The sequence below is a fragment of the Ignavibacterium sp. genome (assembly GCF_025998815.1).
Classification (GTDB): Bacteria; Bacteroidota; Ignavibacteria; order Ignavibacteriales; family Ignavibacteriaceae; genus Ignavibacterium.
Genome location: NZ_AP026678.1, coordinates 1,176,152 through 1,198,964, shown reverse-complemented (window position 1 = coordinate 1,198,964; position 22,813 = coordinate 1,176,152). Strand labels below are relative to the sequence as shown.

The following is a 22,813-nucleotide window of genomic DNA, read 5'->3' as shown; positions in this document are numbered from 1 at the left end:
TATTCTCCTATCTTTTCTTTTTATGTGACTTTTTCTTTGATGATTTTTCTTTTTTTGATGACTTACTTTTTTTATCAGTAGTTTTTGTTTTTGTCGGTTTTGCCTTTTTAGAATCTACCTTTGAAACTGCTTTTGCTTTTCTCAACTTCTCTATTGCTTTGAACATTGTAATTCCAATTTCGGCAGGACTTTCAACAACATGAATTCCGGCTTTTTTCATCGCTGCCATTTTTTCTGCTGCAGTACCTTTTCCACCAGAGATTATTGCACCTGCGTGACCCATTCTTCTTCCCGGAGGAGCAGTTCTTCCGGCAATAAATCCAACAACAGGTTTCTTCACATTTTTCTTTATAAACTCTGCAGCTTCTTCTTCAGCACTTCCGCCAATCTCACCAATCATTACGATGCCTTCTGTGTCAGGATCTTCATTAAACATTTTTATTATATCTGTAAACTTTGAACCTATAATCGGATCACCACCAATTCCGACGCAAGTTGATTGTCCAAGCCCAACATCAGTTAATTGTTTTACTGCTTCATAAGTCAATGTTCCACTTCTTGATACAACACCAATGTTTCCTTTTTTATGAATGAATCCTGGCATAATTCCAACTTTAGCTTGTCCGGGTGAAATTACTCCGGGACAATTCGGACCGATTAAAACAACATCTTTATTTTTAATTGCATTATAAACTTTCAACATATCGTTGGTTGGAATTCCTTCAGTGATGCATATAATTACTTTAATGCCTGCATTGGCTGCCTCAAGGATTGCATCTGCAGCAAATGCCGGTGGAACGAAAATTACAGATGTATTTGCCTTTTGTTCTTTAACTGCTTCTTCAACAGTGTTATAAATTGGAATACCTTCGAATTTTGTTCCGCCTTTTCCGGGAGTTACACCTGCAACTACTTTGGTTCCGTATTCAACCATTTGTCCGGTATGAAAAGAACCTTCGCTGCCTGTAATTCCCTGAACGACTAATCTTGTTTTATTTGAAACGAGAATACTCATTGATTTATCCCTTTTCTATTAAAAATGTGCATCAAAAATAAAGAATTTAAGTTGAAGTATGAACAGGAAAGTTATATTAGTTTGTATCCTATAAGATGCATCACTACTGTTTTTCCCATCTGAAATGGTTCTTCTTCAACGAAATTAAATCCGATTTTTTTGTACCATTCCAGTGCTTTGATATTATCTTTCATAACACCAAGCCAAATCCGGTCGTAACCTTTCTGCCTTGCAATTTCTTCAGCTTTATTCATCAAAATTTTACCAATACCAGTACCTTGAAATTGAGGGAGAACATAAAGTGAGGATACATAAAATCTCTTTTGTGATTTGTTGTCGTATAACTTCATCCAACCGGATGAATGTCCATCTGATTCAGTAATGAAACATTGTGTATATGGATCGATAAAGAGAACGTTTAGTTTTTCTTCACTATAAAATTTATCTAAGTGAAACAGGATATCTTCTTCAGGAATGAATGAATATGTATCTAACCAGGTTTCGGTTAAAATTTTTCTTACAGTTTTGAAATCGCTTTTTAACCAACTTCGGATTTTTGTTTGAGGCATTTATCTGCCGAGTAAATTTTTAGTTAACGAAGCTATTTGAAATATTTTATTCTCATCAAAGTGTCTTGAAAGGATTTGCATTCCAATAGGTAATCTTTCTTTATTAAATCCTATTGGGATATTTAATCCTGGAATTCCGGCAAGATTAGCTGAAGTTGTGTATATATCGCTCAGATACATTTGTAATGGATCACTTGATTTTTCACCAAGCTTAAATGCAACTGAAGGTGTAGTTGGGGTTATGAGCAAATCAACCTGCGCAAACACTTTATCAAAATCTTCTTTAATCAATCGTCTAACTTTCTGAGCTTTTCGATAGTAAGCATCATAATACCCGGATGATAAAACATAAGTGCCTAACATTATTCTTCGTTTTACTTCATTGCCAAATCCTTCTGACCGGGAATTAACATACATTTCTTCCAGTGTTCCTGATTGTTTGGAACGGTAGCCATACCGGGCACCATCATATCTCGCCAGGTTTGAAGATGCTTCCGCAGTTGTGAGAATGTAATAAGTTGCGATATTGTATTCTGTCATCGGAAGAGAAACAGATTCAAATTCAATCCCGTTACTTTTTAATATTTCTACAACATTAAAAATTCTCATCTTAATTTCATTATCTAATCCTTCACCAAAATATTCTTTTGGTATACCAATTTTTATTTTTTGTTCAGTGAGCTCTTTTATCGGATAATCAATTTTGTTTGAATCAACTGAAGTTGAGTCATTATCATCTTTACCAGAAATTACATTCAGAATCAGCGCCACATCTTCAATACTTTTTGCAAATGGTCCAATCGTATCAAAAGAAGATGCAAATGCAGTTAAACCAAATCTTGAAACTCTTCCGTAAGTTGGTTTCATTCCAAATATTCCGCAGAAAGCAGCAGGCTGACGAATTGAACCACCGGTATCAGTTCCAAGTGATGCATCGCATAAATCAGCATCAACAGCTACTGCAGAACCTCCGCTTGAACCACCGGGAACTCTGGTTTCATCAATTGGATTTAAGACTGCACCAAATGCCGAATTCTCATTTGATGAACCCATTGCAAATTCATCACAATTTGTTTTGCCGATGATAATAGCATCTTCATCAATTAATTTCTTTACTGCTGTTGCTGTGTATATTGAAATAAAATCAGATAAGATTTTTGAAGAGCAGGTGAGAGGATGATCTTTATAAGCAAGAACATCTTTGATTGCGATTACTGCTCCGGCAAGTTTACCGTGTTTGCCTGATTTAATTTTATTTTCAACTTCTTCTGCTTTAGCAATTGCTTCTTCAGCGAAAATAAAATTAAATGCATTAAGATTTTTTCTTGCTTCAATTCTGATTAAAAAATCTTTTACATTCTGAACGAGAGAAATTTTGCCATCTTTAATTAAAGAAATTTTTTCTGTGATGTTTTTATATTCCATTATACGCTCTTATGAATAATAAAAAACCGTTTCTGGAAAAGAAACGGTTAAATTTTTTCAGGAAAGAAAATCATTAAGATTTTTTTTCTTCTTTCTTTACTTCTTCATCTGTTTTTTTGATTTCGTCTTCAACATCACGAACGGCTTTCTTAAATTCTTTCATTCCTTTACCCAAACCCTGAGCAAGTTCAGGAATTTTCTTTGCTCCAAACAGAAGAAGAATTACAAGTATTATCAGGATTATTTCACCGGCGCCTAAATTTCCAAACATATCAGCTCCTTCGTTTTAATTTGTTAAATAATTTATTATTGACTTAAATATAAGTTGTCCATCAGTTTTACCAAGAACAGAATCACAAGCTCTTTCAGGATGAGGCATCATTCCAAGAACATTACCTTTTTTGTTAATTATACCAGCAATGTTTAACAAAGAGCCATTTGGATTTAATTCTTCTGAAACAATTCCATTTGAATCTGAATATCTGAAAACTATCTGATTATTATCTTCAAGTTCTTTAAGAACATCTTCGCTAGCAAAGTAATTACCTTCACCGTGTGCTATTGGAATTTTAATAGCTTTTTTTTCAGAAGGTATTTCACTTGTAAAAAGTGTGCTTCTGTTTTCAGTCGAAAGATAAACATCTTTACAAACAAATTGCAGTGAAATATTTCGTAGCATAACGCCGGGTAATAATCCGGCTTCAAGTAAAATCTGGAAACCATTACAAATTCCAATTACAATTCCACCTTTGTTTGCAAAATCAATTACGGAATTCATTATAGGAGAAAATCTTGCTATAGCACCTGTTCTTAAATAATCACCGTAAGAGAATCCACCGGGAAGAATTATAACATTTGTATCATCAAGATTATTTTCTTTGTGCCACAAAAAAGTTACATCGTGATCAAGAATTTTTTTAATAACATAATAAGCATCGTGATCACAGTTGGAACCAGGAAAAACTACAACGCCGAACTTTGGTTTCATATCACTTCACTTCTTCAAGTGTGAATTCATAATCTTCCATAATTGGATTTGCAAGAAGCTTATTACAATAATCATTAACTTCTTTCTCTGCTTCCTGACGATTATCGCTCAGAACATCAAATTCAATGTATTTACCAATTCTGGTGTTTCTGATGTTCGTTAATCCAAGATGCTGAGCGCCTTTTTCAACTGCTTTTCCCTGAGGATCAAGAATAGAAGGTCTTCGTTTAATAATTACTTTCGCTTTGAACAACTTTAACCTCTGATGGTTTTATTTGTAATCTTTAGATAATAATGTCTTATTAGACCGAGTAAAATCATCGCTACAAAACTAAAGAAAAGTCCTTTTACATAGAAAATGATTATCGCTACAAATGAAAGAAACATAAAAATGAAATGAAAAGGTTTTGCTTTGATGTTTTCTGAACTGAATTTCGGAAATGTTTCATATCTTACTTTGCTTACCATCAGATAAGAGATGATGATAACTCCGGGAATAATTATGTAGTCAAAAATTTTTTCAAACCCGTTGTTGTAAAAACTTAGAATCATTGTAGCAAATATGATTGCTGCGGATGGAATGGGCAAGCCGGTAAAATATTTTTTATCAAAGCCAACCAACTGAACATTAAATCTTGCAAGACGAAATCCGCCGGCAATAAGAGGCAATGAGCTTAAAATTATTCCTGCCGTTTCAAAATTATAGAAATAAGTTTTGTAAAGCAGAAATGATGGTGCAGCACCGAAAGAAACAACATCAGAAAGTGAGTCGAGCTCAACTCCAAGCTCACTACTAGATTTTGTAAGTCGTGCCATTAAACCATCAAGTGTATCGAAGATTGCAGCAACAATTATCAACCAGCCGGCATAAACAAAATTTTCATTGCTTGAATAAATGATGGACAAAAATCCACTGAACATATTCAGAGCAGTAAAGAGATTAGGAATAACTGAAGGTGTGATTTTAAGTTTGCTCATCTTTATTATGGAATTTCGAAAAGAACTGTTTCGCCTGCAAAAACTTTATCATCTTTTTTAACTTTTTCCTGCCAATCAATTGGAACGAGAATATCGACACGACTGCCAAATTTAATCATTCCAAATCGCTCTCCGATTTTAACTTCATCTCCGGATTTCAAATCACAAACTATTCTTCGTGCTACAAATCCCGCAATCTGAGTGAACAGTACTTTACCTTTTAGAGATGTAATTCCAATCTCTGTTCTTTCATTTCTTTCTGAAGCTTTGTCTTCAAATGCAGCAATAAATTCTCCTTCGTAATGTTTTAAATAATCAACTTTACCTGAGATAGGAATTCGATTAACATGAACATTTAACGGTGACATAAAAACAGAAATCTGCTTTGCTTTTCCTTTGAGAAATTTTTCATCAATTACTTCTTTTACAAAAAGTACTTTTCCATCGGCAGGAGATACAACAATATTTTCTTTTGAGGGAACTATTCTTTCAGGATCTCTGAAAAAATTTAAAGTGAAAGCAATTAAAAGTAATGCGAGAATAAAAAGAGGATATCTGATGTAACCATTATTTATAAAAATCCCGATTACAATTAGTATGAAAGAAATTATTGCAACAGTGCCGATTGTTGTGTAACCATATTTTGTGAACATTATTTAGGACTCACGATATTATGTAGAAAATCAGTATACTTTTTAATTTCTGCTGGTGTGTTCATCTTTTCAGGGTCGAACCATTTCTTATTTTCTTCTTTTGGATAAACTTTCAAACCGAAAGGTGAGAAATCACCACTTAAACAAATCTTCTCTTCAAATTTACCAAAAGTGCAGGAAAGTTGAGATAAGATTTCATTTCTTCTATCGAAAAAAGATTTTAACACTGCGTTAACCTTCGAACTTATTCTTAAAATTACTTTCATATCTTCCTGATTACAAAGATCAAAAGAAATTAAATGACTTTCACTTATCAATGTGTCTTTACCTTCTCCATAATGAAATTCAAAAACGGGTAGTTTTAGTTCGCTGTGTTCTTTTAGTCCGAAAATTTTTGCAATTCTTTTGTCAGCACGATTTAAGATTTTTACGGTAAAAGAAAAAGGTTTGTGATTAACAAACTTCAGAATTGTTTTATCATCTTTTTTAACATAAGCAGTCGGTATTTGAAATCCGGTTGCATATTCAAAAAAGAAATGACTCAGTTCGCAGGTTTTTATTCCAATGTCTTTAACTTTTATTTTCTTTTTCTCCAATAAAACTGTGTCAGTATATTCAACTTGAATGTACTTTTCATCAATTGGTTGAGAATGTAAAATTGTCTCTAACATAAAAGACCTTTTTCTTTTTGTTATCTATGTTTCAAATTTGTATTAAGAAATAAATAAAGTCAAACCTTTATCATATATTTGTAGAAGTAATTTTTTCCTAATTAAAATCAATTTGGAGTTAAAAGAATGAAAAATTTGCAGGGAATGTTAAAGCAAGTACAGAAAATGCAGGAAGAAATGCAGAAAGTTCAGGCGCAGCTTGTCAATATGACAGTTACTGAAGAAGCTGGCGGTGGAATTATAAAAGCGACTGCAAACGGAGCAAAAGAGATTGTTTCTATAGAAATTGATCCTCAGGTTATCAATCAGGAAGAAAAAGAGATTCTTGAAGATCTGGTTGTTGCAGCAGTAAATAAAGCATTAACTTCTGCAGGTAAAATGGCGGAAGAAGAACTTGCTAAAGTTACAAAAGGAATGTTGCCTCCAGGTATGAATATTCCAGGATTCTAACAGTGCAAATAGCAGAAACATTACTGATAGCAATAGATGAATTAAGTAAACTTCCGGGAATTGGGAAGAAAACTGCCCAGAGATTAGCACTTCACATAATTAAAAACGATAAAGAATCTGCTGAAAAGTTAGCCAAAGCGATAATTGACCTCAAAGAAAAATTAACGCTCTGTAAAAAGTGCTATAATCTTTCAGAAGATGAACTTTGTGATATTTGTAAAAACCCTAAACGGGATCAGTCAACAATTTGTGTTGTTGAAGAGGCTAGTGATGTTATTGCAATTGAAAAATCTCACGAGTTTAATGGATTGTATCACGTTTTGGGTGGAGTTCTATCGCCATTAATGGGAATTGGTGCTGAGAACCTGAGAATAAAAGAATTAATTAACAGATTTCACGATGAAGAAATAAAGGAAGTAATCCTCGCACTTAATCCCGATACAGAAGGTGAAACTACTTCGTTGTATCTTGCTAAATTGATTAAACCACTTGGAGTTAAAGTAACAAGAATTGCAAGAGGTATTCCAATCGGAGGTGATTTAGAATTTGCTGATGAAGCTACAATTGGAAAGGCAATGCTGAATAGAATTGATTTATGAAAAAAGATTGGTTCGTTGAGTGGTTTAATACAGATGAGTATCTAAATGTTTATAAGCATCGGAATGAAAACGATGCTGAATGTCATATCCGATTTTTGCTTTCTAAAATTAAATTACCTCCAAACGCATCTGTTTTGGATTTAGCTTGTGGTGCTGGCAGACATTCGATTTTACTTGCTAAAGTTGGTTATAAAGTTACAGGTGTTGACTTGAGTGCAAGACTTCTGAATGAAGCAAGATTTAATGCTGAAAAAGAAAATCTTGATATAGAATTTATTCAGTCTGATTTAAGGCAGTTTACTGCTTCTAAAAAGTTTGATCTTGTCCTTAACCTTTTTACAAGTTTTGGATACTTTGAAACCGATGATGAAAATTTTCTCCTATTTCAAAAAGCTTACTCTTTATTAAATTCAAATGGCTATTTTGTTCTGGATTATTTCAATAAAAACCACCTTGAAAAAAATCTGGTTGAATATTCTGAAGAATCCAATGAAAATTATATTATTAAGCAGGAAAGAAAAATTGTTGATCAGAGAGTGAATAAAAAAATTACTATTATTCGCAACGGAAATTCAAAAGTTTATTTTGAATCAGTGAAGTTATACGAAAGTAATTTACTTACTCTTAAGTTGAAGGAATTTGGATTTGAAATTATTAATTTGTTTGGAGATTTTTTAGGAAATGAATTTGATGAAATTTCATCTCCGCGCTTTATAGCAATATGCAAAAAAAAATAATTAAAATATCCTTAATCTTTCTGTTGATAGTATCAGGCTGTGATCTTTTTACTACAAGAGAACCTGAAAACCCGGATGAGAACAGAGCTAACTTTTTACCGCCAAAAGAACCCTCAATTGTAATCGAGAATCTCAAAAATTCTTTTAACGATAAAAATACTCAAAACTATATTGCTTGTTTTGTTGATACTTTATTCGTGAGCAAACCTTTTACATTTATCCCTTCGAGCGAAGCAGTTTCCACTTATGCTTTTCTTGCACAGGATTGGGGACTTGATGATGAACGGAGATATTTTAACAGTGTTGTTGCAAAAGTTCCAAAAGACTTTCCAATAACTCTTACATTCAGCGATGAAAGTTATAGCAGTCTTTCAGGTGATACGCTGGTTTATTCTGCAAATTATTTTATTAATATTCCACACAATTCATCCGAACCCAAAAATTATTCCGGAAATCTGCAGTTTAATATGATTAGAGATAATCGTTCGGATTGGTCAATTTATTACTGGAAAGATACAAGAAGCAGCAGTTTGCCAAGCTGGAGTGAAATGAAAGGAATTTTCTATTAAGAATTTAATTTACATATCGCTGATATTTTTTATTGGATGTACAAATCCATTTGCACCGTCTTATGATGAAAATATTGGAGATGATAAACCACCAATATCGGATCAAAAAGATATTAACGGAGTCTTTCAGAATTTTCAATATGCTTATACTTTCAAGGATACCACAATTTACGGTCAGCTTTTAACTCAGGATTTTGTTTTCACTTACAGAGACTATGATCAGGGGTTTGATGTATCCTGGGGAAGAGATGACGAGATGAGAACAACTTTAGGACTTTTTCAGAATGTCCAAAGATTAGATTTGGTTTGGAATAATATAATTTTACTTACACAGGATTCTCTTACTGCAAATGTTGTAAGAAGCTTTAATCTGACGATAATTTTTAATCCAACAGATGTTATTCGTGTTGATGGAAGAGTAAATCTTGCATTGAAGAAAAATCCAGAAAATGAAAAATGGCAGATTTCCCGTTGGCTTGATGAGTCTAATTTTTAAGAAAGAAAGAAATGAGTTTTGTCATAAAAGAATCTTTTAAACTAATCCTTAGATCCAAATTAAATTTTTTCTTAAATCTTATTTCTTTAACCCTTTGTGTGTTACTGATTGTATTATCTTTTTATTTAATCAGAGCATCAAAATTTTTACAGGAATATGTTCAACAAAATATCTCTTTAAACATTTTTATTAAAGACAATGTTAGCGATGAATCATTAAATAACTTTGCAGAGCAACTGAAGAATCAACCTTTTACTTCCAAAATTGAATTCATCTCGAAAGAAAGAGCAGCAGAAATTTTTCTGAAAGAAACCGGTGAAGATTTCAGGAAAATTCTTGATTATAATCCATTACCAGCTTCTTACACTCTTTATTTGAAAAATGAATACACAAATAAGGACTCGCTGAAAAAAATTATGAGTGCTATTCAAAGGGAAGAAATTGTAACCGAAGTGGTATCTAAAATGGAATTTCTTCAAAAGGTAATTGCATTTTCGGAAAAAGTTAAACTATACATTTTCATATTCACTGGATTTATGCTTCTTGTATCAATTTATCTTGTTTACAGCACTGTTAAACTGATTATGAATTCAAAATATGAAGAGCTTGAAACTATGAAGCTGGTTGGTGCTAAACTAAGCACGATAAAATTGCCCATAATTTTCAATATCATTCTGATAGGATTATTATCAGGTGCAATTAGTATGCTCGTTTCTTTTTCAGTTATATCGTACTTCAATTTAGATTATAATTTGTTGTTGAAAGTGACAGGATTCGATTTTAGATTATTCATAGTTTTGATTTTACTAATTGGACCTTTTATTGGTTCAATTGTAACCACTGTTGCACTAAGAAAAATTTCGTTAAGAGTTTAATAAGTTTTATTATTTTATAAGTATAGAATTTAGTTTGTATCACAACAATCACAATTTGGTATAAAATTGAAGGCGCAATTACTTTTTCTCATTTTATTATTAATCAATTTTACTTCAATTGCTCAGGTTTTTCCTGATTATCAGGAGAGAGCATTGCTTGGATTGAAAGACTCAACATTGATAACTCAGTTTTTAACGACTTCATCCGAAGGAGCAATTGATCCGAATGAATATAAAGTTGGTCCCGGCGATATTCTCTTTATCTCGATCAGCGGTTTGGATGAAAAAATATTTACCCCGGGCATTGATCCGGAAGGATTTATCTACATTCCAAGAATCGGAGCAATAGATCTTCGGAATAAAACTTTATCAGAAGCAAAAGTGGCTATACAAACCAGATTGATGAAGAGCTTTAAAGATGTTGATATTCACATTTCACTTCAGAATTTCAGAAAGTTAAAAGTTTCTTTGGTTGGTAATGTAATCAATCCATCGACTTATGTATTAAGTTCGTCATCACGACTATTAGATTTGTTCGTATTGTCATCCGGACTTACTAACTCTTCAGACATCAGAAATATCAGGATAAATTCCAAAAACGGCGAACAAAAGAAAGTTGATTTATTAAAATTCCTCAGACTTGGTGATTACAGTCAAAATCCTTTCTTGAATGATGGAGATATCGTGCTTGTTGATAAAGCAGAAAGGTTTGTTTCACTTTTCGGGCACATTAAATATCCAGGTAATTATGAGTATAAAGAAGGTGAATCAATTGATGAAGTATTGAATGTCGCTGGTGGAATTTTATACAAAGCAAGAACTGATTCAATTGAAATTGTTCGCTTTACAGATGATGGAAAGTCTCAGTATAGTATTTATTTCAGTTATGAAAAGATTAAGTCGGAAAAACCAAAAGTAAATAAAGGAGATTTTATCATTGTCAGGGAAATTCCGGATTACTTTGATGTTCATTATGTAGAGGTGAAAGGTGAAATCAAATATCCTGGTGTTTATAAAATTAAAAAAGATGAAACAACTCTTTCACAGGTTATAAACGAAGCCGGCGGTTTCAAAAAAAATGCTTCTTTAAAAGATGCTGTTCTTTACAGAACAAAAGCTGACTCAACTTATGATCCTGAACTTGAACGATTGCGACTTATCCCAAGAGCTGATATGACTGATGATGAATATGATTATCTCAAAGCACGTTCTCGACAGAAAAGAGGAAGAGTTGTTATTGATTTTGAAAAACTTTTTCTACAAAAAGATTCTAATGAAGATGTTGTATTAAAAATTGGAGATATAATCACAATTCCGGAAAAGAAAGAATATATTTCAATTATAGGACAGGTTGTCAATCCCGGAAACATTACTTACAAAACAGGATTAACTATTGATGATTACATTAATATCGCAGGTGGTTTTAGTTGGCGAGCAAAAGAAGGTGATGTAAGAGTTATACGAGCCAACACAGGTGAATGGGTGGATGCAGAGGATGTTGATGAACTAAAACCTGGCGATACAATTTGGGTTCCTGAAGATCCGCCGGGACCGAAATTCTGGGAAGTATTTACAACGAGTCTGCAGGTTCTTGGTCAAATAGCAGCCGTTGTTGCAGCAACAGTAGCAGTAATTGTAGCAACGAGGTAAAAATGGATTTTCATTCAATACTACATACAATCCTGATAAACTGGAAACGGATCATAAGCGTTACTATTTTATCAACAGTTATTCTGTTCCTGATATTATTGTTTGTTTATCCGGTGACATATACGAGTAGTGTAACTATTCTTCCTCCCGAGAGAAAAAAAGATTTTGGTCTTGGAAGTTTATTAAGTATAGGTTCTAATGATTTAGGCGGTATTTCTTCCGGAATGATGACGATAGCAAGTTCAGAGATGTATATTCAAATAATGAAAAGCAGAACTTTATCTGAATTTGTTATCAATAAATTAAATCTCGAAGAAAAGTTTGATGTTGACTCAAAAGAAAAGGCAATCTCGAAATTGCAAAAAATGATTTCGTTTGATTTAAATAAGGAAGGAATTGTAAAACTTTCTGTTGATGTCACCTCAGATATTTTCCCTCAGATTACGGCGAATAGAGATTCATTAAAAACACTAGCTAAAGAAATTGCCAAGACTTTTATAGATGGGTTAAACTATTTCAATAATAGTAAGTTGTCAACTAAATCAAAAAATACAAGAATCTACTTGGAGGAACAACTAAAGGAAACTAAAGTTCAACTCGATTCACTTGAAACTGAGTTGGTGAAATTCCAGCAAAAGTATAAGACTATTTCACTTTCTGACCAAATGAAAAGCTCACTTGAAGCAGCTGCTAAATTAAAATCAGAAATTACCAGAATAGAAATTGAGATGAGTTTGTTGAAAAATGATGTAACTGAGGAAAATAAATACTATCATACCTTACAAAAGCAATTAGAAGAACTAAAAAGACAATACAATAATTTCGACACTGATAGAATTGATTATTTATTAAGCTTCAAAAATGCTCCTGAATTAGGACAGCAATTATCATCACTTTTCCGTGAAGTAAGGATTCAAAATGAAATTTATGTGATGTTGCAGCAGCTTTACTATAAAGAAAAAATTCAGGAAAAAAGAGATACACCTTCAGTTGATGTCCTTGATGAACCAACCTTACCTGATTCTCAATCATCTCCTCGATTATTTTTTTCTTCTTTTATTGGAGGGATATTTGTTTTTTTAGGTCTCAGCTCTTTCTATTTATATAAAGATTCAAAAATTATTAGAGTGAAAACTCCAAATGAGTAATCATAGGAATCTGCTTTACCAGGATTATCACACTAAGTTCAAATCAAAAATTTCAAGTAATAGAATTAACGATTTGAGGAGCTTATTTAAACATTATAACATTAAGATTTTGCCTTTCATTAAATCACTGGCTTACAATTATAATATACTCGAGCTCGGTTGTGGACCCGGTTATTTGCTTGATTATCTAAAGTCCAAAGGATTTAATAACATAAAAGGAATTGATATTTCATTAGTGCAAAATGAGATTCCTCAATTGCTTCCTGCAAAAATATTTAATGAAATAAAGTCTAATTACTTCACTCCTGCAAGCATAAATACAATTGATAGAGATATATTTTTCTTACGGAAATTAGTTGAGTCGTTTCTGAGCTTCTTTAAAATGATTAAGACTGTTTGCGATCAGGATGTTTGGATGTATAATTTCCATTGTATCGTCAAAAAATAATTTGATTTTATTTTATGAATAAAACTTCTTCAATTGGAAGTGCCACAATCATTTTGACAATTTTTGGTTTACTAGGTAAAGCTACCGGCTTTTTCAGAGAGGTTTTATTCGCTAATTATTTTGGCATTTCACGAGAATATGAATTCTATCTTGTTGCGTCTGTCTTACCAATAACTCTTAACTCAATTGCACTCTACATATATCAGAATTATTTTGTTCCGGCTTATCCCAAGAGAGAAATTCTAGGTCATGAATATTTAGCAGATTTTTCAAAAAAAACTTTTTTGAATTCCTTATCAATTGCACTCTTCACAGCTTCGATCCTTATTTTATTCAGAACTCCAATTCTAAAAATATATTTAGGTAGTGAACTTGTCTCAGATAAAACTGAAATATTGTTTGTCATATTTAGTTTAACAGTTCCTTTAAGCATTGTCTCTGGTTTCTTAATCGCTTATTTACAAACCCAGTTTAACTTTAAATCACCAGCAATTGCTGCACTTAGTCTTAATATTTTTACAATTCTTGCTCTTTTGATATTCAAGGAAACAAATATTATTTATATCGCAACTGCATATTTTCTTGGAGTAGTATTTCAGACAATAATTTTGATTAAAGTATCACGAATTTTCAATTTGTTCCGAATAAAATTGACTAAAGCTTCAGTAAAATTTAAATCAATTGATCCATCTATATTGTGGATACTACTGATTGAGGTCATGGGTCAATTCTATATTTTATCTGATAGATATTTTCTTTCAAGAGTTGATGAGGGTGGAATCGCGGCTATTAATTATTCTCTAACAATTTTTCTGTTACCAATTTCCATAATTACAATTTCAATATCCACTGCTGCTTTGCCAAAGTTTTCACAACTTGCTGCTTCAAATTCCAAGTCTGAACTGAAAGAGAAAATAACTACAGCACTGGTTAGCATTTCACTTTTATTTATTCCAATAAACCTAATTTTTATCTTTTGGGGAAAAGAGGTTGTAAGAATTTTTTATGAGAGAGGAAATTTCACATTTACCAGCACGCAATTAACATCTGATGTCTTATTTTATTTTTCTTTGAGTTTAGTCTTTTATAGTCTTTATGGAATTCTGAATAAAATATTTTATGTCTTTGGGAAAGTTAAGACATTATTCGTTATAACAGTTCTTGGAATTGCCTTAAAGATAGCATTGAATTTTATTTTAGTTGATTCATTTAAACAAAACGGATTGGCTATATCAACTTCTTTAAGCTACATTTTCTTTTTTATATTAAGTTTAATAATAATTCATTCGATGCTTAAATTAATAGGATTTAGAACTTTTCTTATAAAATTTACTTCTTATTTACTCAATGGGCTATTTTCATTTTTGATTGTTAAGATATTATTTACTCTTGTTACTATCGACACAATTTTGTTTGATTTAATTAAAATAACTTTATTCCTTTTGATCTATTATATTAATAATCAGGTCGTTGATGATATATATCAACTTGAAATTCAAAAAGAGCTTCTAAGATTTTTACCAAAAAAATTTTCTAAAAGAGAAATTTGAATTTATTACACTATTTAAATAAAGCTTTAGTTTTTATAAAACCGGATAAAGCCAGCTACTGGCATACAATCACAAGATGCACAATTGATCAAAAACCTGATTCGTTAGGCAGGTATTATTTGAATTTTGAATCGAAGCTCGCTTATCCGGAGAAATTTGATGATAATGACATCCCATTATGGAGAATAAATGATGAACCTTATTTTCATCACCCAATTGTAATCTGTCAGTATGCACTTGGAATATTTGAACACTTATATCAAAAAAATTTCTCGGATGAGGAATTAAAGTTAAGATTTCTAAAACAAGCTGATTGGTTAATAAATAATTTTACTGAAATTCACTGTGGCAAAATATGGTATATTTATTATGATATTCCCTTGTATGGAATAAAAAAACCCTGGTACTCAGCATTAGCTCAGGGAGAGGCTGTATCTGTATTAACACGAGCTTATCTTCTTACCAAAGATGAAACATATTTAAATCTTGCTGAAGATGCAATCAAACCTTTTTTTGTGGAAGTTAAAAATGGTGGGCTGTTAAATTATTTCAACTCAATCCCGATTTATGAAGAGTATCCTTCACAAATTAGAACAGTGGGAGTTTTAAATGGATTTATGTTTTCACTTTTTGGTTTGTATGATTTAATACTTATACGTAATTCTGAAAATTCAAAAGAGTTACTTGAAAGAGGAATTGAATCACTTAAAAAATTATTACCTTATTACGATACAGGTTATTGGGCAAGATATTTTCTATATGATTATCCGAAAGCATATGTCGCTTCTTATACATATATTTCAATTATGTACGAGCAGCTAAAAGTTTTATTTCATCTAACCGGAGAAAACTTATTTGATGCATATTCTGAAAGATGGAAATCATATACAGAAAAGAAATGGAACAAGCTCAGAGCACTTGCTAAAAAAATCATTTATGCAAATACAGTTAGTAAATGAGCACGCAAATAAAATATTATGAGTGTTTGACTAGCAGAAAAATTTTACAAGAAATTTTATTTGTTTGTTTCAATTTAGTTCTAAAGACCATCAGACTTTTTATAAAATTTATTCCACTGGAAAGAAAAAATATCTGTGTGATTTCAATTCATAAACTTGGTGATACAATATTCACTTTTGATGCAATTAATTCAATAAAAAAATTTTATGGAGATGAAGTTTTTATAATTTGTAATATCGACTCTGTCCCAATTTATGAATTGATTCACAAGCGAGATTATCTTATTTCAATTCCTAAAAATTACTTTCACTTTGGTGATAGATACTTAGATAGAAGAGCAAGAAAATTATTAAGAGCTTTGAAACCCAAAATAATTATTGACTTAACAGGTGTTATGACATCAGCGAGTTTAATTTTTAACTCGAGAGCTAATTATATATGTGGATTTAATAGAAGAATCTTTAGAGGAATTTATAATAACTTTAAAGAGTTTCAATTAGGAAATCATTCAAGGGAAATTTATACAAATGCAATTAAAGATATTATTCCGATAACAGAGTTTAATGGGATTAGCTCTACTACATCTGATTCTGACAGAATCCTGATTGCACCTTTTGCTGGTTGGATATCTAAAGAGTGGTCGTTAGTTAAATTCATTGAATTGGCAGAGAGATTAAATAATAGTTTTAATGTGTGTTTTATTTTTGATAATAGAAAAATTAGTGAAGAAATAATAAACTATCTTTACAGTAAAAGAATAAATTTTGTAAGAACAAATTCAGTAGTTGAATTGATCTCCGAAATTAAAAATTGCAAATTATTAATTGGCAACGATTCCGGTCCCGTTCAGATTGCTGCATTACTTGGTAAGTACACTTTCAGTATCTATGGGCCAACGAATCCGAATTTTCATTTACCCAAAGGTGACAAACATTTTTTTATCCAAAAGAAAATACCATGTTCACCCTCAGATAATGAGCGATTATGTTTTACCGATGGTGGGAAAGATGGTTGTCCGGCTTTTGAATGTTTGAACAATCTAACTGTTGATGAGGTGTATGAAAAATCTATACAAATTATTAAAAGTCTAAGTTAATAATGATAACGGTTCATTCTATTAATAAAAGTACTTCAAATCTATTACTGTTTGTGGCAAGTTTGCTTCTAATATTTTTAGTGTGGATAAGTTTACTACCCGAATTTCAAATATTACTTATACCTATTACTATTCTTACCTTATATTTTATTTTTCTAAAATCAGATCATTACCTACTTTTCATTTTACTGATGTATTTGGTTGTAGTCGGTGAGATAAACCCGCTATTAAGAGTTTTTGTTCATTTGCTTGGATCTGCTTCGCTTTTAATTTTTTTATTTCTGCACAAAGAAATAGTTAGAGATATTTATTCTTCAATTGATAAAAGAATAAAAAAATTTATACTATATTTTTTTTCGATAGTTTTTCTTTCATCAATATTTTCTCAGATCCCTATAAAGGGAATTGAAATCATATTCAAAGAGCTTTATTTCTTTTTCATAGTATTTTCCTTTTACGTTTATCTTTATTTGAAGAAAAATACTTCCCCGATGATCATAGTACTTATGATATCTGGTTTAATTATGAGTCTATCAAGTATTTTTAATTTAAAGGATACTAATCTAATTGATCTGCTAATGAAGGGCTCTGCATCATTCCGCACTGGAGGTTTATTAAGTAATGTTAATGCACTGTCTGGTTATATAGTTGTTGTTTTTCCTTTATTTATTTTTTATTTATTTATTAAAAATTCTAGAATCTTAAAAATTTTGATCTTGCTTGGATTAACTGTTCTAAGTCTTGGAGTTTTGGCTACAATATCAAGATCAGCTGGGCTTTCAATTATTATTGGATTATTATTTTTTTCATACATTATAAACAAAAGAGCAGCTTTGTGGATTGTATTCTCAGTTCTTATTGTAGTATTAGTTTTGTTGATATTACCGACATCTGAAATGATTCTCTCTGCTTTAAGAATAGAACAGGGATTTAGTCAACGAGATTTACTATGGGAATTGTCGATTGAAATGTTTAAAGATAACTGGTTTTTAGGAGTTGGTCCCGGATTATGGGGACTTCAAATGTTCAATTATTCACCAGTTCTTCAGGATAGTTTTATTGGTTACCTTTTCTATGATGTAAATGTTATTACCGGCGGCTTTAATAATTCACATAATTATTATCTGGTTTTTATGAGTGATTTAGGAATCTTTGGTTTATTTTTATCACTTTATTTACCTTTTACATTTTTTTCAATTGCGAAAGAGAATTTAAAACTTTCAAAACTTTATAGTAATGAATCATACTTATTAAACCTTGCACTAACAACAGTTGGTGTTAGTATGTTTATAAGAGCTTTCTTTGAAGGTATTAGTATAATTACTTTCGGCTGGGTTGCTATAGACTTGCCATTTTGGATTATTGTTGCGATACTTATTTATAATAATCAATTCCTAAAAAAATCTAAAGAGTTTATTCTGTCTTGAAAATTCTTCTTCTATCAAATATCGAAGCCTCTCATACTCTAAAGTGGGCTAATAGTTTAATTAAATATGATATTGATGTTTATTTATTTGGATTGGGCGAAAATATTCCGGAAGGTTATCATCATAAAGTAAATATTACAAATGTAAAAATTCCAAATTCAACAAAGTCTCAGACTGATGGAGCATTTAGAAAAAGTATTTATCTGAAGTCTGTCCCTACAATTCATACACTTGTCAAAAAAATTAAACCAGATATCATGCACGCTCACTATGCCTCAAGTTATGGATTGCTGGGTGCTTTAACAGGCTTCAAACCTTTTATTGTTTCAGTTTGGGGGAATGATGTTTTTGATTTTCCTCAAAAATCGTTTTTGCATAAATGGATACTTAAATTTGTTCTTAGAAAAGCTGATAGAATTTACTCTACCAGCAAAGTGATGGCAAATGAAACTAATCTTTACACTTCCAAAGAGATTGGAATTATTCCATTTGGAGTAGATACTGAAGTATTTAAACCAATCACAATTAACAAAATGTTTGATGAAGATACATTAGTTCTCGGAACAGTCAAATCTTTATCTTATAAATATGGAATTGAATACCTTTTAGAAGCTTTTAAAATTATTAAAGAAAAATTGCCTGATAAAAAAATCAAATTACTGTTGGTTGGTGATGGAATATTAAAAAATTCACTTCAAAGAAAAGCTAAAGAACTCAATATTAATAATGATGTAATCTTCTATGGTTCTGTGCCACATAATAAAGTACCTGAAATGTATAATATGATTGATATAGCAGTGTTTCCATCAGTATGGGAAAGCTTTGGTGTTTCTAATCTTGAAGCAGCATCTTGTGAAAAACCTCAGGTAGCTTCTAATGTTGGTGGATTCCCTGAAATTATTGATGATGGTGTTACAGGTTTTCTAGTTGAGTCCGGAAATCCTAAAGACATAGCTGATAAAGTAATTAAATTAATAAATGATAAATCGTTAAGAACTAAGATGGGTAAAGCAGCACGAAAGAAAGTTATCGAAGAATTTAACTGGAACGATAATGTCCAATCTATGATTTTAGAATATAAAAAAGTTTTAGAGGGAAGAAACAAATAAATGTGTGGAATCTTTGGTGCAATTAGTCTTGCCGAAAAATTTAATCAAAAAGATTATAACAGATTCGTTGAACTGACGGATTTGGTTTCTTATCGTGGACCTGATGCTTCAGATTATAAAATTTTTGATACTCAAAAAAATACTACCGAAAATTTTCAATTCGATATTTTCTTTGGTCACAGAAGACTTTCAATTATTGATTTAAGCGATGAAGGTAAACAACCATTATTCAGTGATGATTGCTGGATAATTTTTAACGGAGAAATTTTTAATTACATCGAACTTCGCGAAGAACTTAAATTAAAAAATCATATATTCAAGACCAGCACAGATACAGAAGTCATTATAAAAGTATATAAAGAATATGGTGAAAGTGGTTTTGATAAACTTAATGGGATGTGGGCATTTGCTTTATACGATATAAAATTAAACAAGATAATTTTGTCGCGTGATAGATTTTCAATAAAACCATTTTTTCTATTTCAAAATAATCAAAAAGTATTTTTTGCCAGCGAGATAAAACAATTACTACCACTTCTCGATAAAAAAGAATTAGAACTTGATATTATGCTGGTATTTCTTCAGCAGGGTTTGTTGGACTTTAATGATAATACTTTATTCAAAAATATTTACAGATTAAAACCCAAAACCAATCTAATAATAAATCTTAATTCAAAAGAGATTACTGAAAAAAAATATTGGGACTATTCTAATGAACCAATTGTGGGAAGTGATGAAAGTATTTTTTTAAAGTTTAGAGAATTGTTCACTGACTCAGTAAGAATAAGATTAAGAAGTGATGTTCAAATTGGCTCACTACTGAGCGGAGGACTTGATTCCTCTGTAATCACTTTTGCTGCATTAAACTTTTCTGGTAATTCCTTAAAAACATATTCTGTTATAAGTAATCAAAAAGAATTTTCTGAAGAAAAGTTTATAGATATAATCACTCAAAAATTAAATATCCACAATCAAAAAATTTTGCTTGATGCTGATCAATTAAAGAATAATATAGACAAGGTTATCGAGCATCAGGATGAACCATTTAACTATTTCATTCCTGTTGCACATTTTAATTTGATAAAAGCATTAAATGAAAACTCAGATATAGTAGTTATCCTTAATGGTCAAGGTGGAGATGAGACTTTACTTGGTTATCTGAGATTTTATTTTTTTTATTGGAAGAAACTTTTAAGGGAAAAAGAATTTTCTCTTTTAACTAAAGAATTATTTGCATCTGTGTTAAACAGGACAGCAATTTTTCAGTTTCGTTTGAATGCAGCAAAAAGATATATGCCACAAAAATTATTAAGTAAAAAGAATTTTCTCTTACAAAAACATAATCTCATAAATGTGTGGGAATTTAATGATCTAAGAACTTCACAAATTAATGATATCGATTATTATTCAGTTCCTTTTTTAAATCGATATGAAGACAGAAACTCAATGGCATTTTCGAAAGAAATCAGATTACCATTTTTAGATCACAGACTTGTGGATTTTCTTGTTAATATTCAACCTGATAAAAAAATGAGAAATGGTTGGAGTAAGTACATCTTAAGAAAATCATTCCCTGAATTACCAAAACAAATTCGATGGAGACGAGATAAAAAAGGATTCGTTCTTCCGGAATCGAAATGGTTAAAAGAAGATTTACGAGACTCTATCCAATCAATATTCAGTGGGAAAAATTTTTTGAGTCAATTCGGTTTGATAGATTCAAATAAATTTTTAGAATATTATAATAATTTTTTAAATGGAGATAAAATTATTCATTCAACTGATATCTCCAGAATATTTATTGCAGAAAAATGGTTAGAAAAATATTTCAATTAGAATGAGCGATAAAGAAATTAGAATAGAAATACTTACTGTTAGCGACGAATCAATCAAAAAGATTGCTCAACTTCATAAGCTTCTTTTTGATAAAGATCATTTTACTTCAATTTTTACTGAGGAGTTGTTACTGGGATATTTTAACTTACTGTTAAAGTACAGTCAATTTAAATATGTCGCAGTAGCAGATGATAAATATTATGGTTATTTAATTGGTGGTGTTAGACTAGATGAGGTTTTATCCAATTTCAGCAATAAAAACTTCATAACATTACTATTCTTATTAATCAAACATCCTAAATTTTTAAAAGAAAAATTTCAGGATTTGTTCAGGAAAATATTTTTATCCAGTAATAAATCAACTGCAAAAATGCGTCTATTTCTAATTGCAGCTAAGCACAATGAACATATTAAAGGAGTTGGTAAAAAAATAATAAAACAATTTGAGCAAGACTTAATTCAAAATGGAATTTATTTATATGGGCTTTCGGTCAGAAAACATAATTCAAACGCAATTGATTTTTACCATCAACTTCGTTTTGTAGAAGAATTCCAAACATCGAAATCAATTTATTTCATAAAGAATTTGAAGAAGATATGATTACAGTAGTTTGTCCGGTTTATAATGAGGAAGAGTATATCGAAAATGTTTTAAAGTTTTTCATCGGGGCTAAACCGGATGATAAAGAGCTGATTATTGTTGATGGTGGTTCAACTGATAGAACTTTGGATATTATAGTCAATTGGATTAAAAATTATAACAATATAAAACTGCTTCATAACAAGAATAAATATGTACCTTACGCATTAAATCTCGCTATTAGAAATTCCAAAGGTGATCCAATCATAAGACTCGATGCTCATACTCTTTATGAGAAAAATTATCTGGAAAAAATTCTTGAAACTTTTGAAAAAACCAATGCAGATATTGTCGGTGGACCAATGAGAAAAGTCGGGGAAAGCGATTTTCAACTTGCAGTTGCTTATGCCACAACATCTTTATTCGGAATTGGTGATAGTAAAATTCATAAAATTGATTACAATGGTGAAAGTGACCATGTTTATTTGGGTGCCTGGCGAAGAAGATTATTTGAAGAAATTGGATACTTCGATGAAAAATTGGTTAGGAATCAGGATGATGAATTTCACTACAGAGCAAAAAGTTTTGGAAAGAAAATTTATCTATCCTCTGAAATTGTATCTTACTATTATCCCAGAAAATCTTTTTGGGGATTATTTAAACAATATTTCCAATATGGATTATATAAACCTTTGGTACTAAAAAAAATTAAAAGTGAAATAAAGCTCAGACACCTGATACCTGCTCTTTTTACGACCTATTTAATTCTTCTACCAATTTTAATAATCCTAAATGAATTCTTCATACTTCCTCTATTGCTATATTTTTTAATAAATCTTATTTTCACACTCCGAAATAGGGGAAGCTTTAAACAGAAAATTTTAGTTTTTATTATTTATCCAATTATCCATTTTGCCTACGGTCTTGGCTCAATTTTGGGAATAGGCAAAATCTTTAAATTAAGTTTTTGAAAATTCTTATAAA

General features: G+C 30.9%; 26 protein-coding genes. 17 read left to right on the top strand and 9 right to left on the bottom strand.

Annotation, left to right across the window (positions count from 1 at the left end; all coding sequences use genetic code 11):
- Positions 1-7 precede the first annotated feature (7 nt).
- The 9 genes from sucD to Q0X14_RS05090 form a co-directional block, all read right to left on the bottom strand.
- Positions 8-1,015, bottom strand: a complete 1,008-nt coding sequence (gene sucD, locus Q0X14_RS05130; protein ID WP_297843361.1) for a succinate--CoA ligase subunit alpha — start codon at positions 1,013-1,015, stop codon at positions 8-10.
- A 71-nt stretch (positions 1,016-1,086) separates the two neighbouring features.
- Positions 1,087-1,584, bottom strand: a complete 498-nt coding sequence (locus tag Q0X14_RS05125; RefSeq protein WP_297843358.1) for a GNAT family N-acetyltransferase — start codon at positions 1,582-1,584, stop codon at positions 1,087-1,089.
- A complete protein-coding gene (gatA, locus tag Q0X14_RS05120) occupies positions 1,585-3,009 on the bottom strand; it encodes an Asp-tRNA(Asn)/Glu-tRNA(Gln) amidotransferase subunit GatA (RefSeq protein ID WP_297843355.1) in 1,425 nt (474 codons plus the stop codon).
- Between the two features lie 73 nt (positions 3,010-3,082).
- Entirely contained in the window at positions 3,083-3,280 is a 198-nt protein-coding gene (gene tatA, locus Q0X14_RS05115) for a twin-arginine translocase TatA/TatE family subunit (protein WP_297843353.1), read from the bottom strand.
- A 15-nt stretch (positions 3,281-3,295) separates the two neighbouring features.
- Positions 3,296-3,997 (bottom strand): phosphoribosylformylglycinamidine synthase subunit PurQ, encoded by a 702-nt coding sequence (gene purQ, locus Q0X14_RS05110; protein ID WP_297843350.1) that lies wholly within the window; start codon positions 3,995-3,997, stop codon positions 3,296-3,298.
- 1 nt (position 3,998) lies between these two features.
- Positions 3,999-4,250, bottom strand: coding sequence for a phosphoribosylformylglycinamidine synthase subunit PurS (gene purS / locus Q0X14_RS05105; RefSeq protein ID WP_297843347.1), 252 nt, complete (start codon positions 4,248-4,250; stop codon positions 3,999-4,001).
- Positions 4,251-4,252: 2 nt separating this feature from the next.
- Positions 4,253-4,975, bottom strand: coding sequence for a CDP-diacylglycerol--serine O-phosphatidyltransferase (gene pssA / locus Q0X14_RS05100; protein ID WP_297843344.1), 723 nt, complete (start codon positions 4,973-4,975; stop codon positions 4,253-4,255).
- Positions 4,976-4,980: 5 nt separating this feature from the next.
- Positions 4,981-5,628 (bottom strand): phosphatidylserine decarboxylase family protein, encoded by a 648-nt coding sequence (locus Q0X14_RS05095; protein WP_297843341.1) that lies wholly within the window; start codon positions 5,626-5,628, stop codon positions 4,981-4,983.
- Positions 5,628-6,299 (bottom strand): phosphoribosylaminoimidazolesuccinocarboxamide synthase, encoded by a 672-nt coding sequence (locus tag Q0X14_RS05090; protein ID WP_297843339.1) that lies wholly within the window; start codon positions 6,297-6,299, stop codon positions 5,628-5,630. The genes Q0X14_RS05095 and Q0X14_RS05090 overlap by 1 nt, the downstream gene beginning before the upstream one ends.
- A gap of 126 nt (positions 6,300-6,425) precedes the next feature.
- On the opposite strand from Q0X14_RS05090, the gene Q0X14_RS05085 reads away from it, so the two are divergent.
- The 17 genes from Q0X14_RS05085 to Q0X14_RS05005 all read left to right on the top strand — a co-directional run bounded on the left by Q0X14_RS05085 (position 6,426) and on the right by Q0X14_RS05005 (position 22,800).
- On the top strand, positions 6,426-6,749 hold the full coding sequence (locus Q0X14_RS05085) for a YbaB/EbfC family nucleoid-associated protein (protein WP_297843335.1): 324 nt from the start codon (positions 6,426-6,428) through the stop codon (positions 6,747-6,749).
- Positions 6,750-6,751: 2 nt separating this feature from the next.
- Positions 6,752-7,348 carry a recombination mediator RecR gene (gene recR, locus Q0X14_RS05080; protein ID WP_297843334.1) on the top strand — a complete coding sequence of 199 codons (597 nt, stop codon included), beginning with the start codon at positions 6,752-6,754 and terminating at the stop codon, positions 7,346-7,348.
- A complete protein-coding gene (locus Q0X14_RS05075) occupies positions 7,345-8,085 on the top strand; it encodes a class I SAM-dependent methyltransferase (protein ID WP_297843333.1) in 741 nt (246 codons plus the stop codon). Before recR ends, Q0X14_RS05075 begins: the two co-directional genes overlap by 4 nt.
- Complete coding sequence (locus Q0X14_RS05070) at positions 8,070-8,654, top strand: hypothetical protein (RefSeq protein ID WP_297843332.1); 585 nt, start codon at positions 8,070-8,072, stop codon at positions 8,652-8,654. Before Q0X14_RS05075 ends, Q0X14_RS05070 begins: the two co-directional genes overlap by 16 nt.
- 256 nt (positions 8,655-8,910) lie before the next feature.
- Positions 8,911-9,150, top strand: a complete 240-nt coding sequence (locus Q0X14_RS05065; protein WP_297843331.1) for a hypothetical protein — start codon at positions 8,911-8,913, stop codon at positions 9,148-9,150.
- Between the two features lie 98 nt (positions 9,151-9,248).
- A complete protein-coding gene (locus Q0X14_RS05060) occupies positions 9,249-10,025 on the top strand; it encodes a permease-like cell division protein FtsX (RefSeq protein ID WP_297843328.1) in 777 nt (258 codons plus the stop codon).
- Between the two features lie 66 nt (positions 10,026-10,091).
- The gene (locus Q0X14_RS05055) at positions 10,092-11,675 is read left to right on the top strand and encodes an SLBB domain-containing protein (RefSeq protein WP_297843325.1); all 1,584 of its coding nucleotides are present in this window, start codon (positions 10,092-10,094) and stop codon (positions 11,673-11,675) included.
- Between the two features lie 2 nt (positions 11,676-11,677).
- Positions 11,678-12,823 carry a Wzz/FepE/Etk N-terminal domain-containing protein gene (locus tag Q0X14_RS05050; protein WP_297843323.1) on the top strand — a complete coding sequence of 382 codons (1,146 nt, stop codon included), beginning with the start codon at positions 11,678-11,680 and terminating at the stop codon, positions 12,821-12,823.
- Complete coding sequence (locus tag Q0X14_RS05045) at positions 12,816-13,271, top strand: class I SAM-dependent methyltransferase (protein ID WP_297843321.1); 456 nt, start codon at positions 12,816-12,818, stop codon at positions 13,269-13,271. Before Q0X14_RS05050 ends, Q0X14_RS05045 begins: the two co-directional genes overlap by 8 nt.
- A 14-nt stretch (positions 13,272-13,285) precedes the next feature.
- Positions 13,286-14,821 carry a lipid II flippase MurJ gene (locus tag Q0X14_RS05040; protein ID WP_297843319.1) on the top strand — a complete coding sequence of 512 codons (1,536 nt, stop codon included), beginning with the start codon at positions 13,286-13,288 and terminating at the stop codon, positions 14,819-14,821.
- Positions 14,818-15,780 (top strand): D-glucuronyl C5-epimerase family protein, encoded by a 963-nt coding sequence (locus Q0X14_RS05035; protein WP_297843316.1) that lies wholly within the window; start codon positions 14,818-14,820, stop codon positions 15,778-15,780. Before Q0X14_RS05040 ends, Q0X14_RS05035 begins: the two co-directional genes overlap by 4 nt.
- 137 nt (positions 15,781-15,917) lie before the next feature.
- Positions 15,918-16,877, top strand: coding sequence for a glycosyltransferase family 9 protein (locus Q0X14_RS05030; protein WP_297843313.1), 960 nt, complete (start codon positions 15,918-15,920; stop codon positions 16,875-16,877).
- Between the two features lie 578 nt (positions 16,878-17,455).
- Positions 17,456-18,304, top strand: a complete 849-nt coding sequence (locus Q0X14_RS05025; RefSeq protein WP_297843310.1) for an O-antigen ligase family protein — start codon at positions 17,456-17,458, stop codon at positions 18,302-18,304.
- Positions 18,301-19,413, top strand: a complete 1,113-nt coding sequence (locus tag Q0X14_RS05020; RefSeq protein WP_297843308.1) for a glycosyltransferase — start codon at positions 18,301-18,303, stop codon at positions 19,411-19,413. The genes Q0X14_RS05025 and Q0X14_RS05020 overlap by 4 nt, the downstream gene beginning before the upstream one ends.
- Positions 19,414-21,249, top strand: coding sequence for an asparagine synthase (glutamine-hydrolyzing) (gene asnB, locus Q0X14_RS05015; RefSeq protein WP_297843305.1), 1,836 nt, complete (start codon positions 19,414-19,416; stop codon positions 21,247-21,249). It begins immediately after the preceding gene.
- A gap of 1 nt (position 21,250) precedes the next feature.
- Positions 21,251-21,850 carry a GNAT family N-acetyltransferase gene (locus tag Q0X14_RS05010; protein ID WP_297843302.1) on the top strand — a complete coding sequence of 200 codons (600 nt, stop codon included), beginning with the start codon at positions 21,251-21,253 and terminating at the stop codon, positions 21,848-21,850.
- Positions 21,847-22,800 (top strand): glycosyltransferase family 2 protein, encoded by a 954-nt coding sequence (locus Q0X14_RS05005; protein WP_297843299.1) that lies wholly within the window; start codon positions 21,847-21,849, stop codon positions 22,798-22,800. The genes Q0X14_RS05010 and Q0X14_RS05005 overlap by 4 nt, the downstream gene beginning before the upstream one ends.
- Positions 22,801-22,813 lie beyond the last annotated feature (13 nt).

Excerpts from the sequence above, each read along its gene's own strand:
- sucD (WP_297843361.1), bottom strand. The coding sequence starts at position 1,015 with ATGAGTATTCTCGTTTCAAATAAAACAAGATTAGTCGTTCAGGGAATT.
- Q0X14_RS05125 (WP_297843358.1), bottom strand. The coding sequence starts at position 1,584 with ATGCCTCAAACAAAAATCCGAAGTTGGTTAAAAAGCGATTTCAAAACT.
- gatA (WP_297843355.1), bottom strand. The coding sequence starts at position 3,009 with ATGGAATATAAAAACATCACAGAAAAAATTTCTTTAATTAAAGATGGC.
- tatA (WP_297843353.1), bottom strand. The coding sequence starts at position 3,280 with ATGTTTGGAAATTTAGGCGCCGGTGAAATAATCCTGATAATACTTGTA.
- purQ (WP_297843350.1), bottom strand. The coding sequence starts at position 3,997 with ATGAAACCAAAGTTCGGCGTTGTAGTTTTTCCTGGTTCCAACTGTGAT.
- pssA (WP_297843344.1), bottom strand. The coding sequence starts at position 4,975 with ATGAGCAAACTTAAAATCACACCTTCAGTTATTCCTAATCTCTTTACT.
- Q0X14_RS05095 (WP_297843341.1), bottom strand. The coding sequence starts at position 5,628 with ATGTTCACAAAATATGGTTACACAACAATCGGCACTGTTGCAATAATT.
- Q0X14_RS05090 (WP_297843339.1), bottom strand. The coding sequence starts at position 6,299 with ATGTTAGAGACAATTTTACATTCTCAACCAATTGATGAAAAGTACATT.
- Q0X14_RS05085 (WP_297843335.1), top strand. The coding sequence starts at position 6,426 with ATGAAAAATTTGCAGGGAATGTTAAAGCAAGTACAGAAAATGCAGGAA.
- Q0X14_RS05075 (WP_297843333.1), top strand. The coding sequence starts at position 7,345 with ATGAAAAAAGATTGGTTCGTTGAGTGGTTTAATACAGATGAGTATCTA.
- Q0X14_RS05070 (WP_297843332.1), top strand. The coding sequence starts at position 8,070 with ATGCAAAAAAAAATAATTAAAATATCCTTAATCTTTCTGTTGATAGTA.
- Q0X14_RS05065 (WP_297843331.1), top strand. The coding sequence starts at position 8,911 with ATGAGAACAACTTTAGGACTTTTTCAGAATGTCCAAAGATTAGATTTG.
- Q0X14_RS05050 (WP_297843323.1), top strand. The coding sequence starts at position 11,678 with ATGGATTTTCATTCAATACTACATACAATCCTGATAAACTGGAAACGG.
- Q0X14_RS05045 (WP_297843321.1), top strand. The coding sequence starts at position 12,816 with ATGAGTAATCATAGGAATCTGCTTTACCAGGATTATCACACTAAGTTC.
- Q0X14_RS05040 (WP_297843319.1), top strand. The coding sequence starts at position 13,286 with ATGAATAAAACTTCTTCAATTGGAAGTGCCACAATCATTTTGACAATT.
- Q0X14_RS05025 (WP_297843310.1), top strand. The coding sequence starts at position 17,456 with ATGAAGGGCTCTGCATCATTCCGCACTGGAGGTTTATTAAGTAATGTT.
- asnB (WP_297843305.1), top strand. The coding sequence starts at position 19,414 with ATGTGTGGAATCTTTGGTGCAATTAGTCTTGCCGAAAAATTTAATCAA.
- Q0X14_RS05010 (WP_297843302.1), top strand. The coding sequence starts at position 21,251 with ATGAGCGATAAAGAAATTAGAATAGAAATACTTACTGTTAGCGACGAA.
- Q0X14_RS05005 (WP_297843299.1), top strand. The coding sequence starts at position 21,847 with ATGATTACAGTAGTTTGTCCGGTTTATAATGAGGAAGAGTATATCGAA.